A 20,877-nucleotide genomic window follows, 5' to 3' on the forward strand; every position below is an offset into this window, starting at 1 on the left:
CAGCGACACCACATAGGGCAGATGGACCCGACCGGACAGGGCCGAAGGCCCGGAATTCCGGTGCCCCATCCGGTCCGACGGACTCTGGCCGCTCACGGCGAGCGGAAACACACTGAGACTATGACCGGCCTCGACCTTCCTGCCTCGGCCGCACAACCCGACCGGGCCACCCTGCTCACGGCCATGCGGGTGGCGGCCCGTGCCCCCTCGGTGCACAACACCCAGCCGTGGCAGTGGATATACCGAGATCATCGCCTGAGTCTCTACCGCGACGACGACCGCCGCCTCGGCACTGCCGACCCCGCCGGAAGACAGCTGGTGATCAGCTGCGGCACGATGTTGCACCACACCCGGACCGCCTTCGCCGCGGTCGGCTGGCGGGCCGAGACCGTGCGCCTGCCCGACCCCGCCCGGCCCGAACTCCTGGCAACGCTCACCTTCCGTCCGTTACCGGACGCACCCACCGTGCTGCGAAACCGCCCCGAAACCATCGAGCGGCGCCGGACCGACCGCCTGCCGCTGCGGGAGCCGGGCGATCTGACCGGCCTGGTCCGATCGGCCCGGCTGCTCTCCCAGCGATACGACGTGATGCTCGACCTCCTCGACGCGGCCACAGCGCGCCGACTCAGCGCGGCCTCCGAACACGTGGCGGCACTACGCCGCTATGACATTCCCTACCTCGCCGAACTGTATTGGTGGAGCGGTCACGAACAGATCCCCGAAGGGGTCCCTGCCGCCGCGCTGGTCTCGGCGGACGAGGCCGCTCGGGTGCCCGCCGGTCGCGAGTTCCCACCGTCCGGCCACACCGCGCGCCGAGGAGATCAACAGGATCACGCCCGGCTCTGGGTACTCGCCACCGAAAACGACTCCGCCCTCGCCTGGCTACGAACCGGCGAGGCGCTCTCGGAGATCCTGCTCGAATGCACGGCCGCGGGCCTGGCGACCTGCCCGTTGACGCATATCACCGAGCTGCCCAGCACGCGGCGTATCGCCTCGAACGCGGCCGGCGGGCACGGCATCGCACAGGTGATCGTGCGGGTCGGGCTGGCACCGGACCGCGAACAGCACTCGCAGACTCCCCGTCGTCCGATATCCGATTTCCTCACCATCGACCCCGATACCGCCGCCGCGGGCAGTGGCGAAAGGCCGGCTGTTCCGTCTACATGGTCCCCTACAGCGGGAGCACCGGAGCCGAAGGAACCGAGCCGATGACCGGTACCGCAGACCGCGCTCCGGCTCTCCCGATCGTCGTCGGTGTCGACGGCTCCGAGGCCTCCGCTCTCGCCGTGCGATGGGCGAGCGAAACCGCCGCTCTACCCAGGTGCGGTGCCGGGTTCCACTGCCTGCTCGCGGGGTCCACGAGCAATATCGTCGTGCAGCGTGCCCACTGCCCGGTCCTCGTCGCCCACGCGACCTGAGTCGAGCGCGTGGCCCACCGCGACGCACCGAAGCCGCCTCCCGAACAAGACGGGGTGGTGTCCGGGGCTCATACCCGGCCACCGCGGAGATCCGGTTCGACCGGCGATCCGCGTGACATCGACCCGCGCGAACCCATTACCGCGCTGATACGTGATCTGCGCACGACCTCGGACGGGCTCACGTCCCGGGAAGCCGCACGCAGACTCGAGGTCTACGGCCCCAACGAATTGCCCGTGCGCCGCGGGCAATCCCGATGGGTGGCGCTGGGCCGACAGTTCAGCCATCCGCTCGCATTGCTCTTGTGGGCAGCTACGGCACTCGCCTTCGCCAGCGGGGCCGCAGCACTCGGGACCGCCGTCTTCGTCGTGATAGTGCTCAACGCGGTGCTCGCCTTCTGGCAAGAGAACCAGGCAGAACACGCGGTCCGTGCCCTGAGCGGTTTCCTGCCCGATGAAGTGGCAGTCCTGCGTGACGGGCAGCGGGTCCGAGTTCCGGTCGCGGCACTGGTCCGGGGCGACGCGCTGCTCATCGAGGAAGGGGAACGGATCCCCGCCGACGCACGCCTGATCGCTGGAAACGTCGATGTGGACATGTCCGCGCTCACCGGCGAATCCGAGGTTCTGCATCGAAGTCCCGCTCAGCCCGACCACGCCGATCGTGCACTGGATTCGCCGGCTCTGGTCTTCAGCGGCACCGCCTGCATCGACGGCTCCGGCCGCGCGCTGGTGCACAACACCGGCGTGCACACCGAACTCGGTCGCATCGCGGCACTGTCCCAGCACGTACACAAGGAGGAAAGTCCACTCGAACATCAGGTGCGGCGGGTCGCCTGGCTCATCGCCGCCGTAGCAGTGGGTGCCGGCGCCGCCTTCCTCCCGCTGGGTCTGCTCGCAGGTCTCTCCCTGAGCGCCGCATTCCTGTTCGCCATCGGCCTCCTGGTCGCGAACGTCCCGGAGGGGCTGTTGCCGACCATCACGCTCGCGCTCGCGGCCGGGGTCCGATCGATGGCGCGCCGCGGCGCGGTCGTCAAACGTCTGTCCGCGGTGGAGACACTCGGCTCCACCACGGTCATCTGCACCGATAAAACCGGCACGCTGACCATGAATGCGATGCGGGTCGCGGAGGTCACCGGCAGCCCGGCCGAGACCGCCGAGATCGTCGCCCGATGCAGTACCGCCGAGATCGGGGCACACGCCGGGGGCGACCCCATGGAGATCGCGCTCCTGCGATACGCCGCGGACCACGGCGACCCGGTACCCCCGGCGCGGCGCGACGCCGGCCGCCTCGCGCTCAACGCGTTCGATTCGAGCCGGAAAATGATGTCCACCGTGGACACCGTGGACGAAACACCCAGAGTTCACGTCAAAGGGGCACCGGAGGCGGTACTGCCGCGCTGTGCGCGCTTCCCGCCAGGCGTGACGCTGGAACAGGTCCAGGCGCAGGTCGACCAGCTCACCGGACGCGGACTGCGGGTACTGGCAGTGGCCTGGCGGCCCTGGGACACCGGCAGTCCGTCCGACGCCGAGCACGTGGAGACCGACCTGCGCCTGGTGGGTCTCGTGGGCCTGCTGGATCCGCCGCGCCCGGAGGTACTCGACGCGGTGCGGGCCGTGCACGCTGCCGGGGTCCGGGTCCACGTCATCACCGGCGACAACGGCCGGACGGCTGCCGAGATCGCGCGGCGTGTGGGCCTCGGGGCAGACCGGATCGTCGACGGCACCGAACTCGACACAATGTCCGACGAGGAACTCGACGCCCTGCTCGCCGAACCCGGCGAGGTGGTGTTCGCCCGCGCCACCCCGGAAATGAAACTGCGCATCGCCGATGCCCTCCGGCACAACGGGGAGGTCGTCGCGATGACCGGCGACGGTGTCAACGACGCCCCCGCGCTGCGGCGCGCCGATATCGGGGTGGCGATGGGCCGGGGCGGCACCGACGTCGCCCGGGAAGCGGCCACGCTCATCCTCACCGACGACAACTTCGCGACGATCGTCACCGGAATCGAAGAAGGCCGCCGGGTTTTCGACAATGTACGGAAGTTCGTCCTCTACATCTTCGCCCACGCGGTACCCGAAGTCGTGCCCTTCCTGCTGTTCGCGCTCTCGGGCGGCCTGATTCCACTACCGCTCACGGTTCTGCAGATTCTCGCCATCGATCTCGGTACCGAGACCGTGCCCGCGCTGGCGCTCGGGCGCGAACCCGCCGAACCGGGCCTGATGGGCCGACCACCGCGACCACGCCGGGAGGGTGTCATCACCGGCCGGCTGTTGCTGCGTGCGTGGGCGCTGCTCGGGGTCGTTTCCGCGGTACTGGTGATCGGCGGATTCTTCGCCGTATTGTGCGAGTCCGGTTGGCGGCCGGGAGATCCGGTGGGGCCCGATTCGCCCCTGAACCACGCCTACACCCAGGCGACCACGATGACTTTCGCCGGTATCGTCGCCTGCCAGCTCGGTACCGCCTTCGCGGCCCGCACCGAATGGGCGTCATTGCGCTCTGTCGGTGTGGCCGGTAATCGCCTCCTGCTCATCGGCTGCGCGTTCGAGATCGTTTTCACCGCCGCGCTCATCTATGCGCCGCCCCTGCAGAACGTATTCGGCACCGCTGCGCTGGAGCCGTGGATGCTCGTCGTGATACTGCCGTTCCCCGTGGTGGTCTGGGGCGTCGACGAAGCCGTGCGATACCGGCGCCGACGTAAGAAAGCGCGGAACGCTGAGCACATCCGAGCTGGTCGGTCAGGTGGTTGTCATGGCGAGGATATCGCGGAGAGGCAACCGAGGAGTCCGCTCCACGGGGCGGTCCTGCGGTGGTGGGGCACCGATCCTGACCAGGACTTGCGGTAACCGGCGCTCGCCGCCGATCAGTTCCCGGACCACCTCGCGGCTGCGTGGTACCTCGGTCAGATGAGTGAGCGGACAGGTCGCGTATCCGGCGAGCGTCGATTCCAGCAGCACCGTCGACAGCACCTCACCACAGCGGACCACCTCGTCGTGGCTGTCGGAGGTGGTGGACAGGGCCAGTACGGCGGCGCGGTCGATCTCGGCATCCTCCTCCGGTTCGGATTCGGCCCCGCGGGTCGGGAATTGCCGGCCGACGCCGACCCGTCCCTGTTCGCCGGAGGACGCCAGCGCGCTTCGAGGAACTCCCGTTGCGCTGATCACATGTCCGGTCCACCAATGCAATTCGGCGTGATAACCCGAGTCGTAGCGGCGTAGTGCCGCTGTCATCTGCGCGGCGTGCGCCAATGTGGCACGACTGTCTTCGGGCAGCACATCCACAGCAGCGTCATAGGGATCGACAGTGGATCTCAGCACCGTTTCGAAATCGGACCAGCCTTCGGGCTCGCCGAACGGCCTCCGGTCGGTGTAGCGCCGGTTGATCACCTCACCGCGGGCGAGTTCTGCCTCGGTGACGATCGGCGAGCGATGGAAAGTGATGTCCACCAGATGGTTGCGCGCATTCGGATCGGGGAAGCGGGCGATCGACAGCTGCCACCCCGCCGCCGCCATCGCCGCCCGTAGATGCGCCAGGGCGGCGCCGCAGCTGATCAGCATCTGCCGGCCGCTGGGATCTGTCGTCGACAGCATGCGTTCGGGCACCGCGTGCAGGCGCAATACCCGGCCGTCGTATCGCCACAGCCAGGGCTGGCTGTTGTGCAGCGAGGGAGCTCTCCCGGCGAGGCGAACCGCCCGTTCGACCGTCGTATCATTGGGCCCTTCTGTCATGGTCACGACGCTATACAGACCTGGGCAGCCCGCCAGGAGTCTTTGGTCCCTGATCCACATGCCGGTAGCCCACGGCAGCGCCGGATCGGGCCGACCGCAACCGATCGGGCGATCGTTCTCGGTAGGAACCCGGCGAACTTCTCAGGGCATCGAACGCGAGTCGGTCGGGTCGATGGTCCCGCGGTCCGGGGACCCATGGCCCTGCTCGGTCACTCGGGAACGGGCGAGACTCGAACCATGACTTCCGCCGCCTGCCGAGTGGCCGGCAGATTCATGCATCGTCCACCCTGATCGGTCCGCAAACCCGACAGAGTTCCGGCCGGTCGAGCACACGAGAAGACCGACGACCTTCTGGAGGATCCCGGGCAGTAGCCGGGACGACCGGCGAAAACCGGCGGGCACGCGGGAGGTGACGACACGTGGTGCTGAGTGAGAGCCACCCGGCGCGGCAAGCCGAGGGATTGACAACTACGCAGGCAGCCGGCCGATTGGCGACCGATGGGCCGAATGTGCTGCCTCAGCGGCCGCCCACCCGGCTGTGGCAGCGGGTGCTGACCCAATTGCGGGATCCACTGATCATCGTGCTCTTGATCGCCGCGGCATTGACCCTCGTGACCGGTGACTGGGCGGATATGGCGGTCATCTCGATGGTGGTGGTCGTCAACACGCTTGTCGGCGTCGTCCAGGAGGTCCGGGCCGACCACGCGATTTCGGCGCTCACGGAACTGACCGCGCCCGCTGCCAGAGTGGTGCGCGACGGCGCGCAACGCGAAATACCCGCCGCCGACGTGGTCGTCGGCGATCTTCTCGTCCTCGGCGAAGGCGACATCCTGGCGGCGGACGCCGCCGCCTGTGAGTCGGAAGCACTCGCGATCGACGAGTCGGCGGTAACGGGAGAATCGGTCCCGGTGGACAAGAACACCACCACGGCAGCCGGCCTGTCGGCGGGCACCGTCGTGGTGCGGGGACGCGGCCGAGCCGTGGTCACCGCAGTCGGCGCAGCGAGCGCGACCGGCCGGATCGCCTACCTGCTGGACCAGCGTCACGGCTCGACGCCGCTACAACGCAGGCTGACCGATTTCGGCCGGATACTGGCCGGGGTCGTGGTCGCCCTGTGTGCGGTCGTGCTCGTCCTGGGTCTGTTCCGGGGTCAACCGGTCGAGTTGATGGTGGTGACCGCGATCAGCCTCGCGGTCGCGGCCGTCCCCGAATCGCTGCCCGCCGTCGTCACGCTCAGCCTGGCACTCGGTGCGCGGCGGATGGCGCTGCGGCGGGCACTCGTCCGGCATCTGCCCGCCGTGGAGACGCTGGGATCGGTGACAGTTCTGGCGACCGACAAGACCGGCACCCTCACCGAAGGACGGATGGCGGCGCGCCGTATATGGACGCCAGAGGTGGAGGCCTCCGTCACCGGTACCGGCTACGCACCGACGGGTGTTGTCACCGTGGCAGACCGCCCGCTGCGGCCTGGAGACCAGCCGGCGATCACGGCAATTCTGGCTGCGGGCACCCTGTGCAACGATGCTCGGCTGTCTCCTCCCCCTGATGCCGAGACCACCGAGTGGACCGCCCTGGGCGATCCGACCGAACTCGCATTGCTCGCCGCCGCCACGAAACTCGACCTCGATATCGACGACCTGCGGACCCGGCTGCCACGGGTAGCCGAGTGTCCATTCGACAGCGACCGCAAGCGAATGTCGACAGCCCATCGGCACGCCGATGGCACGTACCGGATCGTCTGTAAGGGCGCGCCGGAGGCGATACTCACCACTGCTGTGCTCGACGACGAACCGGCGTTGTTTGCGCAGGCAGCCGAGCAGGCAGAGCAGTGGGCACAGGAAGGTTTCCGCGTCCTGGCAGTGGCGCAGGCCGATCGGGAGACCCCGCCACGCTCCGGTGATGAAGACATGGAACAGCATCTGCGCCTGCTAGGCCTGATCGCGATCTACGACCCGCCACGGATCGCGGCAGCGGCCACCGTCGCAGCGTGCGACAGGGCCGGCATCCGTCCGGTGCTCATCACCGGTGATCACGCGGGCACGGCGCGCGCGATCGCTACCCGACTCGGCATCCTCCGCCCCGACGGACCGGTGATCGACTGCCGTAGCGAGGTCGGCGACCCGGATATGGTCACCAGCCCGGTATTCGCTCGGACCTCACCGGGGCAGAAATTGAGCATCATCGAAGCTCTGCAGCGATCCGGGCACGTCGTGGCCATGACCGGAGACGGAGTCAACGACGGACCCGCGCTGCAGCGGGCCGATATCGGGATAGCGATGGGTGGGCGCGGCACCGAGGTCGCCCGCCAGGCCGCCGACCTCGTGCTCGCGGACGACAATCTCGATACTGTCGTCGTCGCGGTAGAAGAAGGCCGCAGGGTCTACGACAATATCCGCCGGTTCCTCGTCTATGGCTTGTCCGGTGGCGCGGCCGAGATCGCCGTCATGTTGGTCGGCCCGTTCTTCGGGCTCGGGCTCCCGCTGCTCCCCGCCCAGATCCTGTGGATCAACCTGCTCACTCACGGCCTGCCCGGCGTGGCACTGGGCGGGGAGCCCGCCGAACCGGACGCGATGAACCGGCGGCCGCGCCCGCCCACCGAAAGCATTCTGGGCGGTGGTCTGTGGCAGCGCGTCCTGCGCATCGCCGTCGTCCTCACCGCGGTGACTCTCGGCATCGCCGTATGGGCCGCGGCCACCGGGCGGCCGTGGCAGAGTATGGCATTCCTGGCACTGGGCATGACCCAGCTCGGCGCGGCACTGGGTTCCCGCACCAGGGCCCGTTCACTGGACAATCCGCTGTTGCTGGTAGCTGTCGTCGGCGCGATGCTGCTGCAGCTGGCGGGCCTGTACGTGCCGTTCCTGCGCGACATTCTCGGTACCGAGGTACTGGCGCTACCCGACCTGCTGACAGTGTGCGCGGTCTCCGTTCTCGGCTATATCGCGGTACGACTGGATCGCTTCCTGCATCCGTCGCGGCACCGCCCGGTCGAGGCGACTTCATAGGGTAGAACCGCAATGTCGACGACACCTGACACGCTGGGTGCCGTGGAGAGATCTGATGAGCACTGAGACTAGAGTGCCGCGGTGTCCACGATCTGCACGTCCTCGACTCCCGCGATCGTCCGCGTCATAGCCGCCAGGACGCGCTGTTCGGTCTCGTCGGCGCAGATGCCCTGAATCGTGACCGTATTGCCGGTTACCTCGACATCCCATTGGCGGTGGCTGCCGGAGTAGTCGTCGAGCAGCGAACACACCCGTGATTCGATCGCCTGCTCGTCGCGTGCCAGCGCCCGCAGCAGATCCCGACGGGACACGATGCCGACCAGCACTCCGGCCTCCACCACCGGCAGCGACCGGCGATGGTGGTCGAGGATGACCTTCACGATTTCCGGCACCTCAGCGGTGGGGCCGACCACCTGCACCGGTGTGCGCATGGCGACCCCGACCACCCCGCCTTCGCGACCGGACTCGATAGCGGCCATCGCATCGGACTCCGACAGGATCCCCACGACCCGTTCGCCGTCGTCGACAACGGGCAGGGCAGCGAATCCGTGGCCGGTCAGCAACGCGACGGCTTCCGACAGTGGGGTATCACGGCGGACCGTGACCACTGGGCGGCTGAGAATATCTCGTGCACGCATTCCTGATCACCTCGTGTACCTGTGCGTATCGAATCGAACGTGCCGGGCGCCATGACATTCGCTCTATTTCGAGCGTCGTCGCTCCCTACCAGGCTCGGCGCCGACGCTCGCTGCCACCAGTGCAGAAATGCCGTTTCGTGGGGACGAAAGTCATTCCTCGACAACATCCAGTGCGGGCGCGAGCAGGACCCTCGAGTCCGCGGCCGAGCACACTCCGATGCTGCTGCCGAATCGGTCATACGAGCTTCGCACCGTCGCCTCGGACACCGGTTTCGGCCGGTCGAGCCCAGGACCGAAGGCCGGCGGTCACCCGCGCCAGCGGTGCCGGTGCCCGAGCGATCCCCGTCGAGCATCCGTGCGTGTGCAGCGCTGAACGGGTGGGTTCTCGGGTCGCCGACCTACCGCTGCACCGGACGGCCAGGCGAAGATGCTCGGGGGCGAGAACAGGAACGAGGTAGGTGCCGGTGACCGGGGCTATGACCGCACCTCGGAGGAGCGCTCCCAGGACCACTACGACGATGACGAACGTGGTGGCCGGTGACCCACCGCCGATCAACGGCTGGGCCACGGCGACGAAGACCGCCGCCCCCACGATCCAGGCCACGGCATTCGCCCATATCCAGAGCACCGCCTGATCCGACCAACGCCGAAGTACGAACCACTGGCCGATTCCGAGCGCGAAAGCCATCGCCAACATCCCCGAGGCCACTACTGGGATCTGGGTGAAGACCGGCCATGTCGCGACCTGCGCCCCGAAGACGATGGCCAGCAGAATCACCGCCCACTCGAGGACAGCGGCCGCCGCCGTGGCCAGAATCCAGTCCCGGACCACGAACGACCCCAGCCGACGGCGCAGTACGCACGCCTGGAGGCCGGCCAGCCCGGCGCCGCCCCCCATTGCCGCGAGCAGCAGGACAGCAGCCGGCTTCCACTGCGATAGGTCCGGCACCAACAAATAGACCACCACCGGAAGCGCCCATGCGACGGCAGCTCCGACCGTCGTGGAAGCGAACCAGCGCCGGCGCAGATCCCGAGACGCCGCACCGGCCGTGGACGACAGCAGTGGCGTCCACGTCGGCGGCTTCTGAACGGAGGTCTCCGGAAGGTTGCTGCGCTGCTCGATTGTTGCCATGTGCTGTCCCAGGTCGATGCGAAAACGGTCCGTACCCGATACTTCGCCCGAAACACCGATCGGCACAGAAACCAAAGTCACCGTTCACGAGACCGGACGGACCCGCACCGCGGCGGTGACTCGCATCTCATGAGGGACCTTGGTCCCGATGTCTGCCGGAGAATCCGCCGCGGCTGTGGCCGCCCACAACCAGCAACTGGGCATTCTCGGATTCGTCCAGCAGAGAACGCACCGGCCTGTCCACCGTCACCACCGGCCGCATCCGGACGTCGGGACAGCGTTCCGGGTACTTGCCCAGGCTCCCTGTCGGTACCGCACGGGCAGGTACCTCCCAGCCCCTCGACCGAGATATCCAGACCGCTGCTATCGGTCCAGACCTGCACTGCGACCAGATCCACTTTCCTACCGGCAGCTTCGTCGAAGGCCAGTGCTGTTGCGGTCCTGCTGTTCTCGGTGCCGTCGACACCCACCACCACCTGCTCGGTGATCGATACCGGGTCCAGCGCGGACAGCGTGTGGACCACCGCCACCGGGTAGTAGGCGTGATATGTAGTGGCAGTTACTACTTCGGCCGGAATCTGCTCCCCTCGTGCCGGAGCCGGTGCCGATCAGCGGGAACACCGGCGCCCTTCGGTATGAGTCCCGCTGCATGTCAGGGTGAGTTCTCGGCGACGCCGGTGGCGGCGCGCCACTCCGTCTCCCACTGCTTGTCCCTGCGCCGGGACATCAGCCACGACACCGCGCACACCGCGCACCAGGTACCCGAAGTTCCGAGCAGAAGAACCGTGACCGCGGCGGTGATACCGGTCGTTGCCGCAACATTGGGATTCCGGGGTGGGTCGGCCCGGGTGCCGTGCTCGTCGATCCAGACCGTGGTCCGGTCACCGGGCAGGGCCGTGGCAGGCACCGGCACCTCCGCTTCGCCGCTGCGGCCGTTGCTCTTCCAGGCAACTCGCGCTTCCCCGGAATCCACATCGGTCGTCACGGGCTCACTCACGATCTCCGCCTCGACGGTGGATCTCGTCGCCTGTTCGATCCGCACGGCCGCTGCTGTATCGGTGTAAAAGGTGGTGCCCAGCGCTCCCGCGACTGGAACCAGCAGCGCCACCGCGATCACCGCGGCCATCCGGAGGACGGTTTCGAAGCGATCGCACGGGCGCATCAACATGCTCGGATTACTCGGCCGCAGCGCCCAGATCCGAGTGAGTGCCGCCCACTGTATGGGTGCCATCGGCGCGGGTTCCGGCATCACGAACACCTCTTCCGGCTCGGACTACGAATCGAGTCTCGCGTGTCGAGGCGGTGCGGGTCAGAGAAGAAAGTCACTTCCCCGATGGGCCGATGACCTCGGCCGGATACCACGCGCCGAGGCCCCGCGACCTCCGGTCGGGGGCATCGGCGTTTCGGTCAGGAGCGCAGATCTCGCTGATCGAACCGCAGGAATCCGCACGCGACCATGACTGCCGAAGCCGCAGCGAGGATGCTCGCGTCTGCCCAGCGCCCGCGGAACGCCTGCACCAGTCCGACCTTCTGCAGGTTGAGCCTCGGGAACTGCAGCGCCCCGAGCCGTAGGGAGGGGTGGTTCGGTCCACTGGAGTCACGGGCCCGCGGTTTGCGTTTCCAGCGGTCTTTACGGCATCTTTACAGGAGGAGAGCCGGGAAGTCTGGTCGGCGTACCCGGTCCGATTGCGGGCCGGGGTCGACGCCGACGAAAGATGACCCACGCTGATGAACTCACCCCGGCCCCCACTCTTCGCCCGAGGTTCCTGGCCGGAGACCCGGCGGATCACCGCGATCCTGCGCACCGAGACCGCCGGTGGCGTGCTCCTGATCATCGCCGCGGCCGTCGGGCTCATCTGGGCCAACACCCCCTGGTCGAGCGCTTACGAAGCACTACGCGATTTCCAGGTGGGCCCGGCGGGCCTGCATCTGAACCTCTCGCTGGAGACGTGGGCCGCCGACGGCCTGCTCGCGGTGTTCTTCTTCGTCGTCGGCCTCGAACTCAAACGCGAATTCGTCGCCGGGGACCTGCGCGACCCCCGCCGTGCGGCACTACCGGTGGTGGCAGCAGTCGGCGGGATGGTCGGCCCGGCCCTGATCTTCCTCGCGTTCAACCTCGGCAACGGCGACGCCGTGCAGGGCTGGGCGATCCCCACCGCCACCGATATCGCCTTCGCCCTGGCCGTCCTCGCGGTCGTCAGTTCTCATCTGCCCACCGCGCTGCGCACCTTCTTGCTCACCCTCGCCGTGGTCGACGATCTTCTCGCGGTGACGGTGATCGCGATCTTCTACACCGACGAGCTGCATCTGCCCTACCTGGGACTGGCTGTGCTACCCCTCGCTGCCTTCACCTTCGCGGTCCAGCGCCGGATCCGGTCGCCGTGGGTGTTGATACCGCTGGCGGCGGCGACCTGGTGGCTGGTGCACCAATCCGGAGTACATGCCACCGTCGCGGGGGTGTTGCTGGGCTTCGCCGTGCCCGTTCTCACCACCCGTTCCGGGGCCGGTGATCCGTCGGCGCACGACCCGGGGTCGGCCGAGTGGTTCGAACACCGGATCCGCCCCTTCTCCGCCGGGGTCGCGGTGCCGGTGTTCGCGTTCTTCGCGGCCGGGGTCACCATCGGCGGCCTCAGCGGAATGGTCGATTCACTCACCGATCGGGTCACGCTCGGCATCGTCGTGGGCCTGGTGGCCGGTAAGGCAGTCGGAATTCTGCTCACGACCTTCCTGACCGCGAAACTCACCCGCGCCGAGCTGGACTCCGAACTGAGCTGGATCGATGTCACCGGTGTGGCGTTGCTCGGCGGGATCGGATTCACGGTTTCGCTGCTGATCGGGGAACTGGCGTTCGCGGAGCAGCCGGTGTGGGAAGACCATGTCCGCATCGGGGTCCTCGTCGGCACCCTGACCGCCGCGCTGCTGGCCACCATCGTGCTACGGGCACGCAACCGCGTCTACCGCCGCATCGCCGAAGAAGAAACCCGGGACGACGACAACGACGGTATCCCCGACATCTACCAGCAAGGGGCCTGACGATGCCGTCAGAATTCGATACTCACCCCACATCGGGAAAAGCAAGCCGGCGGATGGGATCGGTTTACCTCAACACACCCAGCGGTGAGGTGATCCACCTGTGGTGCACCGAGCAATTACAGGGCTGGGACACGGCCTACCAGCGGCGGACCATTGCGACGTCGGCCGGCCCCACTCGTGTCGTGGCTCTCGGGGATGCACACGGGTCGGGGCCCACTGTCGTGGTTATCCCGGGAACGAACATGAACACCGCGGCAACGCTGCCGTTTCTGTCGGAGCTGGCGACACGGCATCGAGTCGTCGCCTTGGATGTTCCGGGCCAGCCCGGTCTCAGCGCGCCACAGCGGCCGCGCAGAGACCGGATGACCTGGTACGGGCGGTGGCTCGACGAGGTGCTCGAGGAGACCGTGCCCGACACGGCCGTACTGATCGGGCATTCGCTGGGCGGCGCGATCGCTCTGACCTGTTCATCGCAGCGGGTCGCCGGCCGTGTGCTGATAGCACCGGCCGGACTTGCTCGCCTGGCTGTGCCGCCGCGCCTGCTCGCGGTAACCCTTGCCTGGCTCGCTTCTCCGTCGCGTGAGCGCACACACCGCCTTTTGCGATTGATGACGGGCCCGACACGAACTGTTACACCGCATCTGGTCGAGTGGATGACCCTGGTCGCCCGCTACTGCCGAACGACGCTGGCACCGGCACCCCTGGCCTCCGCACTGCTCAACAGTGGCCGGTCGGTGCCCTGCATTGTCGCCACCGGCTCGCATGACATATTCCTGCCGCCCAGGCGTCTCGAACCCGCTGTTCGAAACCTACTCGGCACCGAGCTGCGCGTACTGCCGGACTGTGGGCACTTGGCCCTCGACGACAACCCGGCCGGGGTCGTAGAACTCATCGACGAGCTGTCCGGGCGCATCTGACAAAGGCCCCGATGCACCGGATGCCCAGCAGCTCTCACGGCCCGGCAGCCGGCGCCCAGCAGATGGGCGGGGCCAGATCGACGCGCGGCCGGGTCTTGCCGAAGTGGGCGAGGCCGTTGTTGAGTACGGCGTTCGCCCACTCGTCGAAGGTGATCCCGATTCCCTCCCCGCGCCTGGTCACGTCTCTTATGGTGGCAGGTCACGTTTCTGCTCGCTCAGGCCCTGTCCGGTGCCCCGACCGGAAACCCACTCGATTGCGGTATCCGGGCAAGGAAGAACGAAGGGTCGCGGAAACGCCCCGAGGTATCCCGGAGGGGGACCCACCGCGCGATACCGGCCAGCACCGCTTCGATCACCACCGGCACCGCGGATGCTACCGGGGGCGAGAGCCCGACCCCGGTGTCGAGGCGCACGGCTTCGACACCGAAGATCACGAGCCTGCCGGGCCGGCGTCCCAGGGCGTCCCCCAGCGCGACAGTTTCGGCCAAGCCGAGGCAATGGGAACCGGCCGTTGCCGGTGCACGACGAAGCCGGGCGGTATCGATGCGTAGCACCCGGCCCGGGCTCGCCGGTTCACAGATCACAGCGTCGACGACGACAGCCAGGTCCGCGCCGGTCCACAGATCCATGAGTCGGGTGGGCTCGCCCTCCGAGACCTCAACTGATATCCCCGGTATCCGCCATTGCGCGATAAGTGATGCCACCACCGGGCCGATCCCGTCGTCGCGGCGCAAGCCGGTGCCCATCCCGATGACGACCACACGCGATTTCGTCATCGCCCGACCATGTCGAGCGTCAGGAAGTGCGCCGAACAGGAGATGCACGGATCGTGGTTGCGAATCGTCCGCTCGCAGAGGGCGGTCAGGGTCGCGTCGGAGAGGTCGAGATTGGCGGCCACTACTCGCCGCAGATCCTCCTCCATCGCCGCCTGATTCTGCGAGGTCGGCGGAATGATCTCGGCGGCACTCACGAGCCCGTCCACACCGATGTCGTAGCGGTGATAGAGCAGACCGCGTGGCGCCTCGCTCACCCCGTGACCTGTCCTGGCGCGCGAACGCACGGGTACCGCCGGGCGGAGGGGTCGCCGGTAGCCGGCGATGAGCGTCAACGCCTCTTCCATCGCGTAGACGACCTCCACCAAGCGCACCAGAATGCTCCGGAAAGGATTGCGGCAGGCGCTGCCCAGCCCGATCTCGTTCGCGACCTGACGGGCGGTCGCCGACAGTTGCGGGAAGTTCAGCGTGTATCTGGCCAGTGGACCGGTCGCGTACCGCCGGCCGTCGAGCGTCGCGTACAGCGCGGTGGAATGCCGGCCCTGCCGCTCGACCACATGCCGGGTGAATTCAGCTGCGGGGAAGCGCATTCCGCTGCTCGTATGAATTTCACCGGTCTCGATGGGATAGCGCTCGGGATGGTCGGCGGCCAGCAGTTCACAGTCGAGCTCGGCGTCGGGGAAGTCGAAGCGGGCGATCTGCCGGGCGGTGCGCACCGCAGCGTCCAGGCCGGCGCGTAGTCGCTCGGCCACCGGCGCGAGGTCACGCGGATCCGGGACCGAGTAGAAGCCGCCGAGTTTGACGTTGACCGGATGGATCGCCCGCCCCCCGAGCACTTCGAGCAGCGTATTGCCCGCTTTCTTCATGGAAAGCCCCTGCTCGACCAGCCCGGGTTCGGCTCGGGCGAGAGCTACGGCGTCCGGGTAGCCGAGGAAGTCGGGTATGTGCAGCAGGAACATGTGCAGGCAATGGCTCGCGATCCATTCGCCGCAGTACAGGAGTCGCCGCAGATCGATCAGCGGCGGATCCAACTCGACCCCGCACGCCTGCTCCAGCGCATTGCACGCACTCACTTGATAGGCCACCGGGCAGATCCCGCAGATCCGCGAGGTGATATCGGGCGGCTCGGTGTAGGCCCGGCCGCGCAGCAGCGCTTCGAAGAACCGCGGTGGTTCGTAGATGTGGAGTTCGGCGGCCTCGACTACACCCCGGTCGACGACGATACGCAGCGCGCCCTCACCTTCCACCCGAGCCAGCGACTCGACCTTCAGGTACCTGCTACGGCTGGTCACGGCGCGGCTCCGCGAATTCGGGTGCGGCCGCGGCGTAGGTCGCGAACACACGGTCGACATCGTCGACCGACATCCCGTTGACCCGGAGGATCGGCAGCAGCGCATGGATATTGGGCTCCGCCATCGGCCCGAAGCAACCGAAGCAGCCGCGGTGGTAGGCCGGGCACAGCGCCCCGCACCCGGCCTGGGTCACCGGGCCCAGGCATGGAATACCCTCGGCAACGGTCACACACGTGGTGCCGCGGCGCTTGCACTCGGTGCACACGCTGGTGTTCGGGATATCGGGGGCGCGACCGGCCAGGAAAGCGCAGAGAGTATCGAGCAACTGGCGGCGATCGATCGGGCAGCCGCGCAGCTCGTAATCCACCGGCACATGGTCGGAGATCGGGGTCGATGTCGCCAGGGTGTCGATGTACTCCGGGCTGGCGTAGACCGCCGAGGTGAACTCGGCGGTATCGGCGAAATTGCGCAGCGCCTGGATACCTCCGTGCGTCGCGCACGCTCCGATCGCCACGAGAATCCGCGACTGCTCACGGATCTCGGTGATCCGGCGCAGTTCCTCCGGTGTGGTCACCGAGCCCTCGACCAAGGAAACATCGTAGGGTCCCGGCTCCGCGGCGCTCGATGCTTCGGTGAAATGCGCGATCCGGATCTGCCCGGCCAGCGCGAGGAGTTCGTCCTCGCAGTCGAGCAAGGTCAGCTGGCAGCCGTCGCAGGAGGTGAACTTCCAGACCGCGAGCGTCGGAGTCGTCGTCATAGTTCTCGCACCCCCAGCAACGGTTCGGCCACGGTATAGGTGACGATCGGGCCGTCCCGGCACAGCAGCAGCGGGCCCAGCTGGCAGTGTCCGCACCGCGCGACACCGCATTCCATAGTGCGCTCCAGCGAAACCCGGATCCGGTCGCCCGGCACGTTCTTGCGCAGCAGCGCCTGGGCACAGAAACGCATCATCGGCTCCGGCCCGCACAGGAACCCGGTGGTCCGGGCCGGGTCGAGGTGCAACTGCGCCAACGGCTCGGTGACGAAACCGACCCGTCCCGGCCATTGCGGGCTCGGATGGTCCACGGTCCGATGGAGTTCGACCGAACCGTCGCGCACCCAGCTCTCCTGGTCACCCGCGAACAGAAGATCAGCGGGCGTGCGCGCTCCGGTGATCACCACGACACGGCGGTAGCTACCGCGATCGGCCAATGCGGCGAGCACCAACGGTCGCAACGGTGCGAGCCCGACTCCCCCGCCGACGACCACGAGGTCTCCCCCGGCCGCCGATTCCACGTCCCATCCGGTACCGAACGGCCCGCGCACGCCGACCAGTCCGCCCACACCGGTGCTGCTCAATGCCCCGCTGACCGCGCCGACCTTCCTGATCGTGTGTTCGAGTACGTCACCGCGACCGGTCGGGTCGCCGCTGATCGAGATCGCGATCTCGCCGACGCCGAAGCTGTAGAGCATCATGAACTGCCCGGCCCGGAATCGGCCCGCAGCGCGGCGCACGGGTTCCAGCGTCAGCGTGACGGTGTCGTGGGTCGGCGCTGTCCGCCGCACCACCCGGTACGGGAGCATGGTGTCACTCGCCGCGGCGGCCTGCGCCTGCACATCGGCACTCATGGCGTCTCGGCAGTGGCGGTGCCGGGGAGCTGCGCGGAGACCCGGAACTCGGCGGGGTCGCGATACAGGTCGGCCAGCCGCGCGCGTGTGGCCTGCAGCCGGGCGAGTAGCGCCTCGAACAGCGCCAGGATCAGATCCCGGCCGAAACGCGGATCGTCTTCGCAGAGTCCGGTCAGTGTGGCGGAGTCGAATTCGACGGCATCCACCGGTTCGGTGGTCAGCGCACCGAAATGCCAGCGATAGGGAGGCACCAGCCACGACCAGCCCAGGAGGTCGCCGGCGTCCAGTGTCTGCACGACGATGTCGTCGCGCCCACTCACTTGCGCGTCCAAACTGATCCGGCCGCTGCGGATCAGCCAGCACCGGTCCGCCCGTTGCCCCTCCTGGATCACCCGGTACGCGGCGGGAAACGAGACCTCGCGCCCGGCCCGAGCCAGCTTGCCGAGATCGTCGCTGTCGAGCGTCTCGAGGTTCGCGAACCCGGACAGATCCTCAGCGGTCGGCATCGCCGGCTTCCTCGTGCAGTTCGGCGAGGCTGGCCACCTCGGCGGTCAGATCGATCTCGGCCGGGCACCAGGCGATGCATCGTCCGCAGCCGACGCATCCCGAGCTGCCGAACTGATCGTGCCAGGTCCCGAGTTTGTGACTGAGCCATTGCCGGTAGCGGCTCTCTCCCGTCCGGCGCACGCTCCCGCCGTGCATATAGGAGAAATCCAGTTCGAAGCACGACGACCATTTCTCCCAGCGCTCCGCGTGCTCGCCCGTGAGGTCGGTGACATCTTCGGTGGTCGTACAGAAGCAGGTAGGACACACCATGGTGCAGTTCCCGCAGGTGAGGCAGCGGCTCGCGACATCCTGCCAGTGCGGCGACTCCCGTGAGTCGCGGACGAGCTGCGGGATATCGACATCGGGCATGGCACGGCCCATCCGGCCGGCCGCGGCGAACACCGCGTCGCGGGCCTGCGACACTTCGTCTTCGCCGGCGGGGCGGGCGTTCAGTTCCGCGAGGACCTCCGCGCCCTCCTCGCTACCGACCTCCACCAGGAAGCGGTGTTCTCCGCCGTCGGCGCGCTCGGTGAGCGCAAGGTCATATCCTGCGGTAACCCCCGGTCCGGTGCCCATGGAGGCGCAGAAACACACCCCGCCCGGCTCGGTGCAATTGGCAGCCACGACGAACAGGTCTTTGTATCGGCCCGCGAACCCCGTATCGGGCTGTGCGCCGCCACCGAGCACCCGTTGCAGAATAGCGATGGATGCCAGATCACAGCCGCGGACACCGAGGAAGGCGTAACGATCCGACGCTTCCTCGACAGGTTCCTCGGTCAGGTCGGGGCCGACACTCAGCATCTTGCGTCGCGGCGGGTGGAGAAACTGTTTCCAGGATCCGGGCCCGGCGGAGTGGGCGAAGACCGCCGGATCCTCGCGACGATGGAGCCGGTAACGCCCCGGCGCAGTCTCCACACCCCAGCCGTCGGGTAATTGCGCACCCGAATCCAGCTCGTCCAGCACGATCGCGCTGTCGCGAACCTGCGGACCGATCACCCGGTATCCGTGTCCGCGCAATACATCGACAAGTCGATCGAGACCGGCACGATCCATGGTCGCGCTGCTCTCGGGCATCGTGGAAGCCTCCGTTCGGCGATTCGGATCACCTGTCTTCCCGAGTCTGTCCCCGCGGCGAGCTCATCGCGAGGGGCGAAGGTCCTCAATGGGTCGTGCCGGCACCGAGGGACCGAAGTCGCCGCGCCGCGTCCAGCACCGTGCGTCGAATGTCTCCGGTCGGCGGCGCCGAAACTACTCGGCAAGCCCGTTCCGGTAACGCCGGATCCGCGATGGATCTGTCCCCGGACGCCGCACCGACCACTGTCTTCGGACCTCGGCATTGATGACCTTCGACAGGCGAGACAGCGAGCCCGCGAACCTAACCTACGAACAACCGACCTGCTGCGCCGAAGGGATTTCCCGCTGTGGCCGCTCACCGTACGGATCACCCGCGCCGGCTCGCATCGGCCGCCGTCATGGTGGGAACCGACGGGTCGGAGGCCGCCGGCCGAGCGGTGCTCTGGGCTGCGGAAGCCGCTACCCGACATCGCCGGGAGCTGCATATCGTGCACGGACTCGACCTCATGGCCGCCTCCAGCACGCTCGGTCTCTACGATGTGACCGTTCCCGGAGTCCTCGAGAACATCCGTCGCCGCGGCGCCGACTACGTGGCCGCCGCGGCCGCGCTCGCCAGGACCGTCGATCCCGGTTTGCCCATCCGGACCGAGGTCTCCGAGGCCGATCCTTCCCGGCTGCTCATCCAGCGATCGGGCACCGCGCATCTGGTCGTCCTCGGCGCATCCGGCCAGAGCTCGGCGTTCGCCCACCTCGGCTCCACCCTGCTCGCCGTCACCGCGCACGGGCGCGGCCGCGTCGTGGTGGTCCGGGGCAACGCCACGGATCAGGGGTCCCACAGTGCCCTGCCGGTGGTGGTCGGTGTCGACGGGAGCCGCACCGGTGATGCCGCGGTCGCGGCAGCCTTCGCCGAAGCGGCGGAGCGGGCAACCCCGCTGATCGCCGTCCATGCCTGGAGCGATCAGCGATTCGATCATCTCCTCGGCTATCCGAACGCGATCTCGAACCCCGATGTGGCGGCTGCGGCCCAGGCTGTCGTGGCCGAGCAGTTGGCCGGTTGGGACGAGAAATACCCCGATGTCGACGTCGTTCGCAAGGTATACCTGTCCGGCCCGAGGCATCAGCTCCTCGAGTGGTCGAAAGTAGCGCAACTCGTGGTTGTCGGCAGTCGCGGCAGAGGCGGATTCCGCGGTCTGCTGCTCGGTTCCACCGGCAACGCGCTCGTCCAGCACGCGCATTGTCCCGTCATGATCGCACACACCGAGCACGGTGCCCGGTGAAGAGGTCCTACACACAGCAGGGAGCACCGATGAAGGTCGACGACATACTCACCACAGCAAAAGACTCGATCACTGTTCGACGAGTATTCGCCGACCCCGTCGAACGAGGCGGGGTCACCGTGATCACTGCCGCCGCGGTATCCGGAGGGGGAGGCGGCGGCACCGGTACCGACGACGCCGGCAAAGAGGGCTCCGGCGGCGGCTTCGGTGTCGGGGCCAAACCGGTCGGCGCCTACGTGGTCAGCGACGGCCGGGTGCGGTGGCAACCGGCGGTGGATGTCAACCAGCTGGTGACGGTCGCCGGGGTCGTCGCGGTCGCGATGACGATTGCGGCGCTGCGCATCGCAGGGCCTCGCGACCGCCATCACGCCGCGGCGGCGCGGAACCACAGGGGACTCCGGCACCGATGAGAAAAGGCGTCGCGGTGAGGATCTCGGGCCCGCC

Annotated in this window: 19 protein-coding genes; 8 read left to right on the forward strand and 11 right to left on the reverse strand. The window is 67.9% G+C overall.

Translation table 11 applies throughout. The features are described 5' to 3' along the window. Positions 1-120 precede the first annotated feature (120 nt). The 3 genes from OG405_RS14575 to OG405_RS14585 are packed head-to-tail and all read left to right on the forward strand — an operon-like array spanning position 121 to position 4,259. Positions 121-1,212: an Acg family FMN-binding oxidoreductase gene (locus OG405_RS14575; RefSeq protein ID WP_327152173.1), complete on the forward strand. Its 1,092-nt coding sequence runs from the start codon at positions 121-123 to the stop codon at positions 1,210-1,212. Beyond that, positions 1,209-1,418 (forward strand): hypothetical protein, encoded by a 210-nt coding sequence (locus OG405_RS14580; RefSeq protein ID WP_327152174.1) that lies wholly within the window; start codon positions 1,209-1,211, stop codon positions 1,416-1,418. The genes OG405_RS14575 and OG405_RS14580 overlap by 4 nt, the downstream gene beginning before the upstream one ends. Before the next feature lie 9 nt (positions 1,419-1,427). Next, the gene (locus OG405_RS14585; RefSeq protein ID WP_327152175.1) at positions 1,428-4,259 is read left to right on the forward strand and encodes a cation-translocating P-type ATPase; all 2,832 of its coding nucleotides are present in this window, start codon (positions 1,428-1,430) and stop codon (positions 4,257-4,259) included. Here the strand turns inward: OG405_RS14585 and OG405_RS14590 are convergent. Further along, complete coding sequence (locus OG405_RS14590; protein ID WP_327152176.1) at positions 4,152-5,141, reverse strand: Acg family FMN-binding oxidoreductase; 990 nt, start codon at positions 5,139-5,141, stop codon at positions 4,152-4,154. The genes OG405_RS14585 and OG405_RS14590 overlap by 108 nt on opposite strands. 419 nt (positions 5,142-5,560) lie before the next feature. On the opposite strand from OG405_RS14590, the gene OG405_RS14595 reads away from it, so the two are divergent. After that, positions 5,561-8,143 (forward strand): cation-translocating P-type ATPase, encoded by a 2,583-nt coding sequence (locus OG405_RS14595; protein ID WP_327152177.1) that lies wholly within the window; start codon positions 5,561-5,563, stop codon positions 8,141-8,143. Positions 8,144-8,211: 68 nt separating this feature from the next. Here OG405_RS14595 and OG405_RS14600 read toward each other — a convergent pair whose 3' ends face one another. The 3 genes from OG405_RS14600 to OG405_RS14610 all read right to left on the reverse strand — a co-directional run bounded on the left by OG405_RS14600 (position 8,212) and on the right by OG405_RS14610 (position 11,162). Beyond that, entirely contained in the window at positions 8,212-8,781 is a 570-nt protein-coding gene (locus OG405_RS14600) for a CBS domain-containing protein (RefSeq protein WP_327152178.1), read from the reverse strand. A 235-nt stretch (positions 8,782-9,016) separates the two neighbouring features. Continuing rightward, on the reverse strand, positions 9,017-9,913 hold the full coding sequence (locus OG405_RS14605; RefSeq protein WP_327152179.1) for a hypothetical protein: 897 nt from the start codon (positions 9,911-9,913) through the stop codon (positions 9,017-9,019). A gap of 652 nt (positions 9,914-10,565) precedes the next feature. Beyond that, the gene (locus OG405_RS14610; RefSeq protein WP_327147049.1) at positions 10,566-11,162 is read right to left on the reverse strand and encodes an Rv1733c family protein; all 597 of its coding nucleotides are present in this window, start codon (positions 11,160-11,162) and stop codon (positions 10,566-10,568) included. Positions 11,163-11,641: 479 nt separating this feature from the next. On the opposite strand from OG405_RS14610, the gene nhaA reads away from it, so the two are divergent. Continuing rightward, positions 11,642-12,946 (forward strand): Na+/H+ antiporter NhaA, encoded by a 1,305-nt coding sequence (gene nhaA, locus OG405_RS14615; RefSeq protein ID WP_327147050.1) that lies wholly within the window; start codon positions 11,642-11,644, stop codon positions 12,944-12,946. A gap of 53 nt (positions 12,947-12,999) precedes the next feature. Then, entirely contained in the window at positions 13,000-13,863 is an 864-nt protein-coding gene (locus OG405_RS14620; protein WP_327147051.1) for an alpha/beta fold hydrolase, read from the forward strand. A gap of 34 nt (positions 13,864-13,897) precedes the next feature. Here OG405_RS14620 and OG405_RS14625 read toward each other — a convergent pair whose 3' ends face one another. Genes OG405_RS14625 through OG405_RS14655 form a run of 7 tightly spaced genes read right to left on the reverse strand, consistent with a single transcriptional unit; the run spans position 13,898 to position 19,156 of the window. Next, entirely contained in the window at positions 13,898-14,044 is a 147-nt protein-coding gene (locus tag OG405_RS14625) for a hypothetical protein (RefSeq protein ID WP_327147052.1), read from the reverse strand. A gap of 34 nt (positions 14,045-14,078) precedes the next feature. Then, positions 14,079-14,639: a hydrogenase maturation protease gene (locus OG405_RS14630; protein WP_327147053.1), complete on the reverse strand. Its 561-nt coding sequence runs from the start codon at positions 14,637-14,639 to the stop codon at positions 14,079-14,081. Then, entirely contained in the window at positions 14,636-15,928 is a 1,293-nt protein-coding gene (locus OG405_RS14635; RefSeq protein ID WP_327147054.1) for a Ni/Fe hydrogenase subunit alpha, read from the reverse strand. The genes OG405_RS14630 and OG405_RS14635 overlap by 4 nt, the downstream gene beginning before the upstream one ends. After that, positions 15,915-16,685 carry an oxidoreductase gene (locus OG405_RS14640; protein WP_327147055.1) on the reverse strand — a complete coding sequence of 257 codons (771 nt, stop codon included), beginning with the start codon at positions 16,683-16,685 and terminating at the stop codon, positions 15,915-15,917. The genes OG405_RS14635 and OG405_RS14640 overlap by 14 nt, the downstream gene beginning before the upstream one ends. Continuing rightward, on the reverse strand, positions 16,682-17,536 hold the full coding sequence (locus OG405_RS14645) for an FAD/NAD(P)-binding protein (RefSeq protein WP_327147056.1): 855 nt from the start codon (positions 17,534-17,536) through the stop codon (positions 16,682-16,684). The genes OG405_RS14640 and OG405_RS14645 overlap by 4 nt, the downstream gene beginning before the upstream one ends. Beyond that, positions 17,533-18,042, reverse strand: a complete 510-nt coding sequence (locus OG405_RS14650) for a Crp/Fnr family transcriptional regulator (RefSeq protein ID WP_327147057.1) — start codon at positions 18,040-18,042, stop codon at positions 17,533-17,535. Before OG405_RS14650 ends, OG405_RS14645 begins: the two co-directional genes overlap by 4 nt. Further along, positions 18,029-19,156 (reverse strand): 4Fe-4S dicluster domain-containing protein, encoded by a 1,128-nt coding sequence (locus OG405_RS14655; RefSeq protein ID WP_327147058.1) that lies wholly within the window; start codon positions 19,154-19,156, stop codon positions 18,029-18,031. The genes OG405_RS14650 and OG405_RS14655 overlap by 14 nt, the downstream gene beginning before the upstream one ends. A gap of 347 nt (positions 19,157-19,503) precedes the next feature. Between OG405_RS14655 and OG405_RS14660 the strand changes: the two genes are divergently transcribed. Together OG405_RS14660 and OG405_RS14665 are read left to right on the forward strand one after the other, a co-directional pair. Continuing rightward, entirely contained in the window at positions 19,504-20,433 is a 930-nt protein-coding gene (locus OG405_RS14660) for a universal stress protein (protein WP_327147059.1), read from the forward strand. A 29-nt stretch (positions 20,434-20,462) separates the two neighbouring features. Further along, positions 20,463-20,843, forward strand: a complete 381-nt coding sequence (locus tag OG405_RS14665) for a sporulation protein (protein WP_327147060.1) — start codon at positions 20,463-20,465, stop codon at positions 20,841-20,843. Positions 20,844-20,877 lie beyond the last annotated feature (34 nt).

This window comes from Nocardia sp. NBC_01329, assembly GCF_035956715.1.
Lineage (GTDB): Bacteria > Actinomycetota > Actinomycetes > Mycobacteriales > Mycobacteriaceae > Nocardia.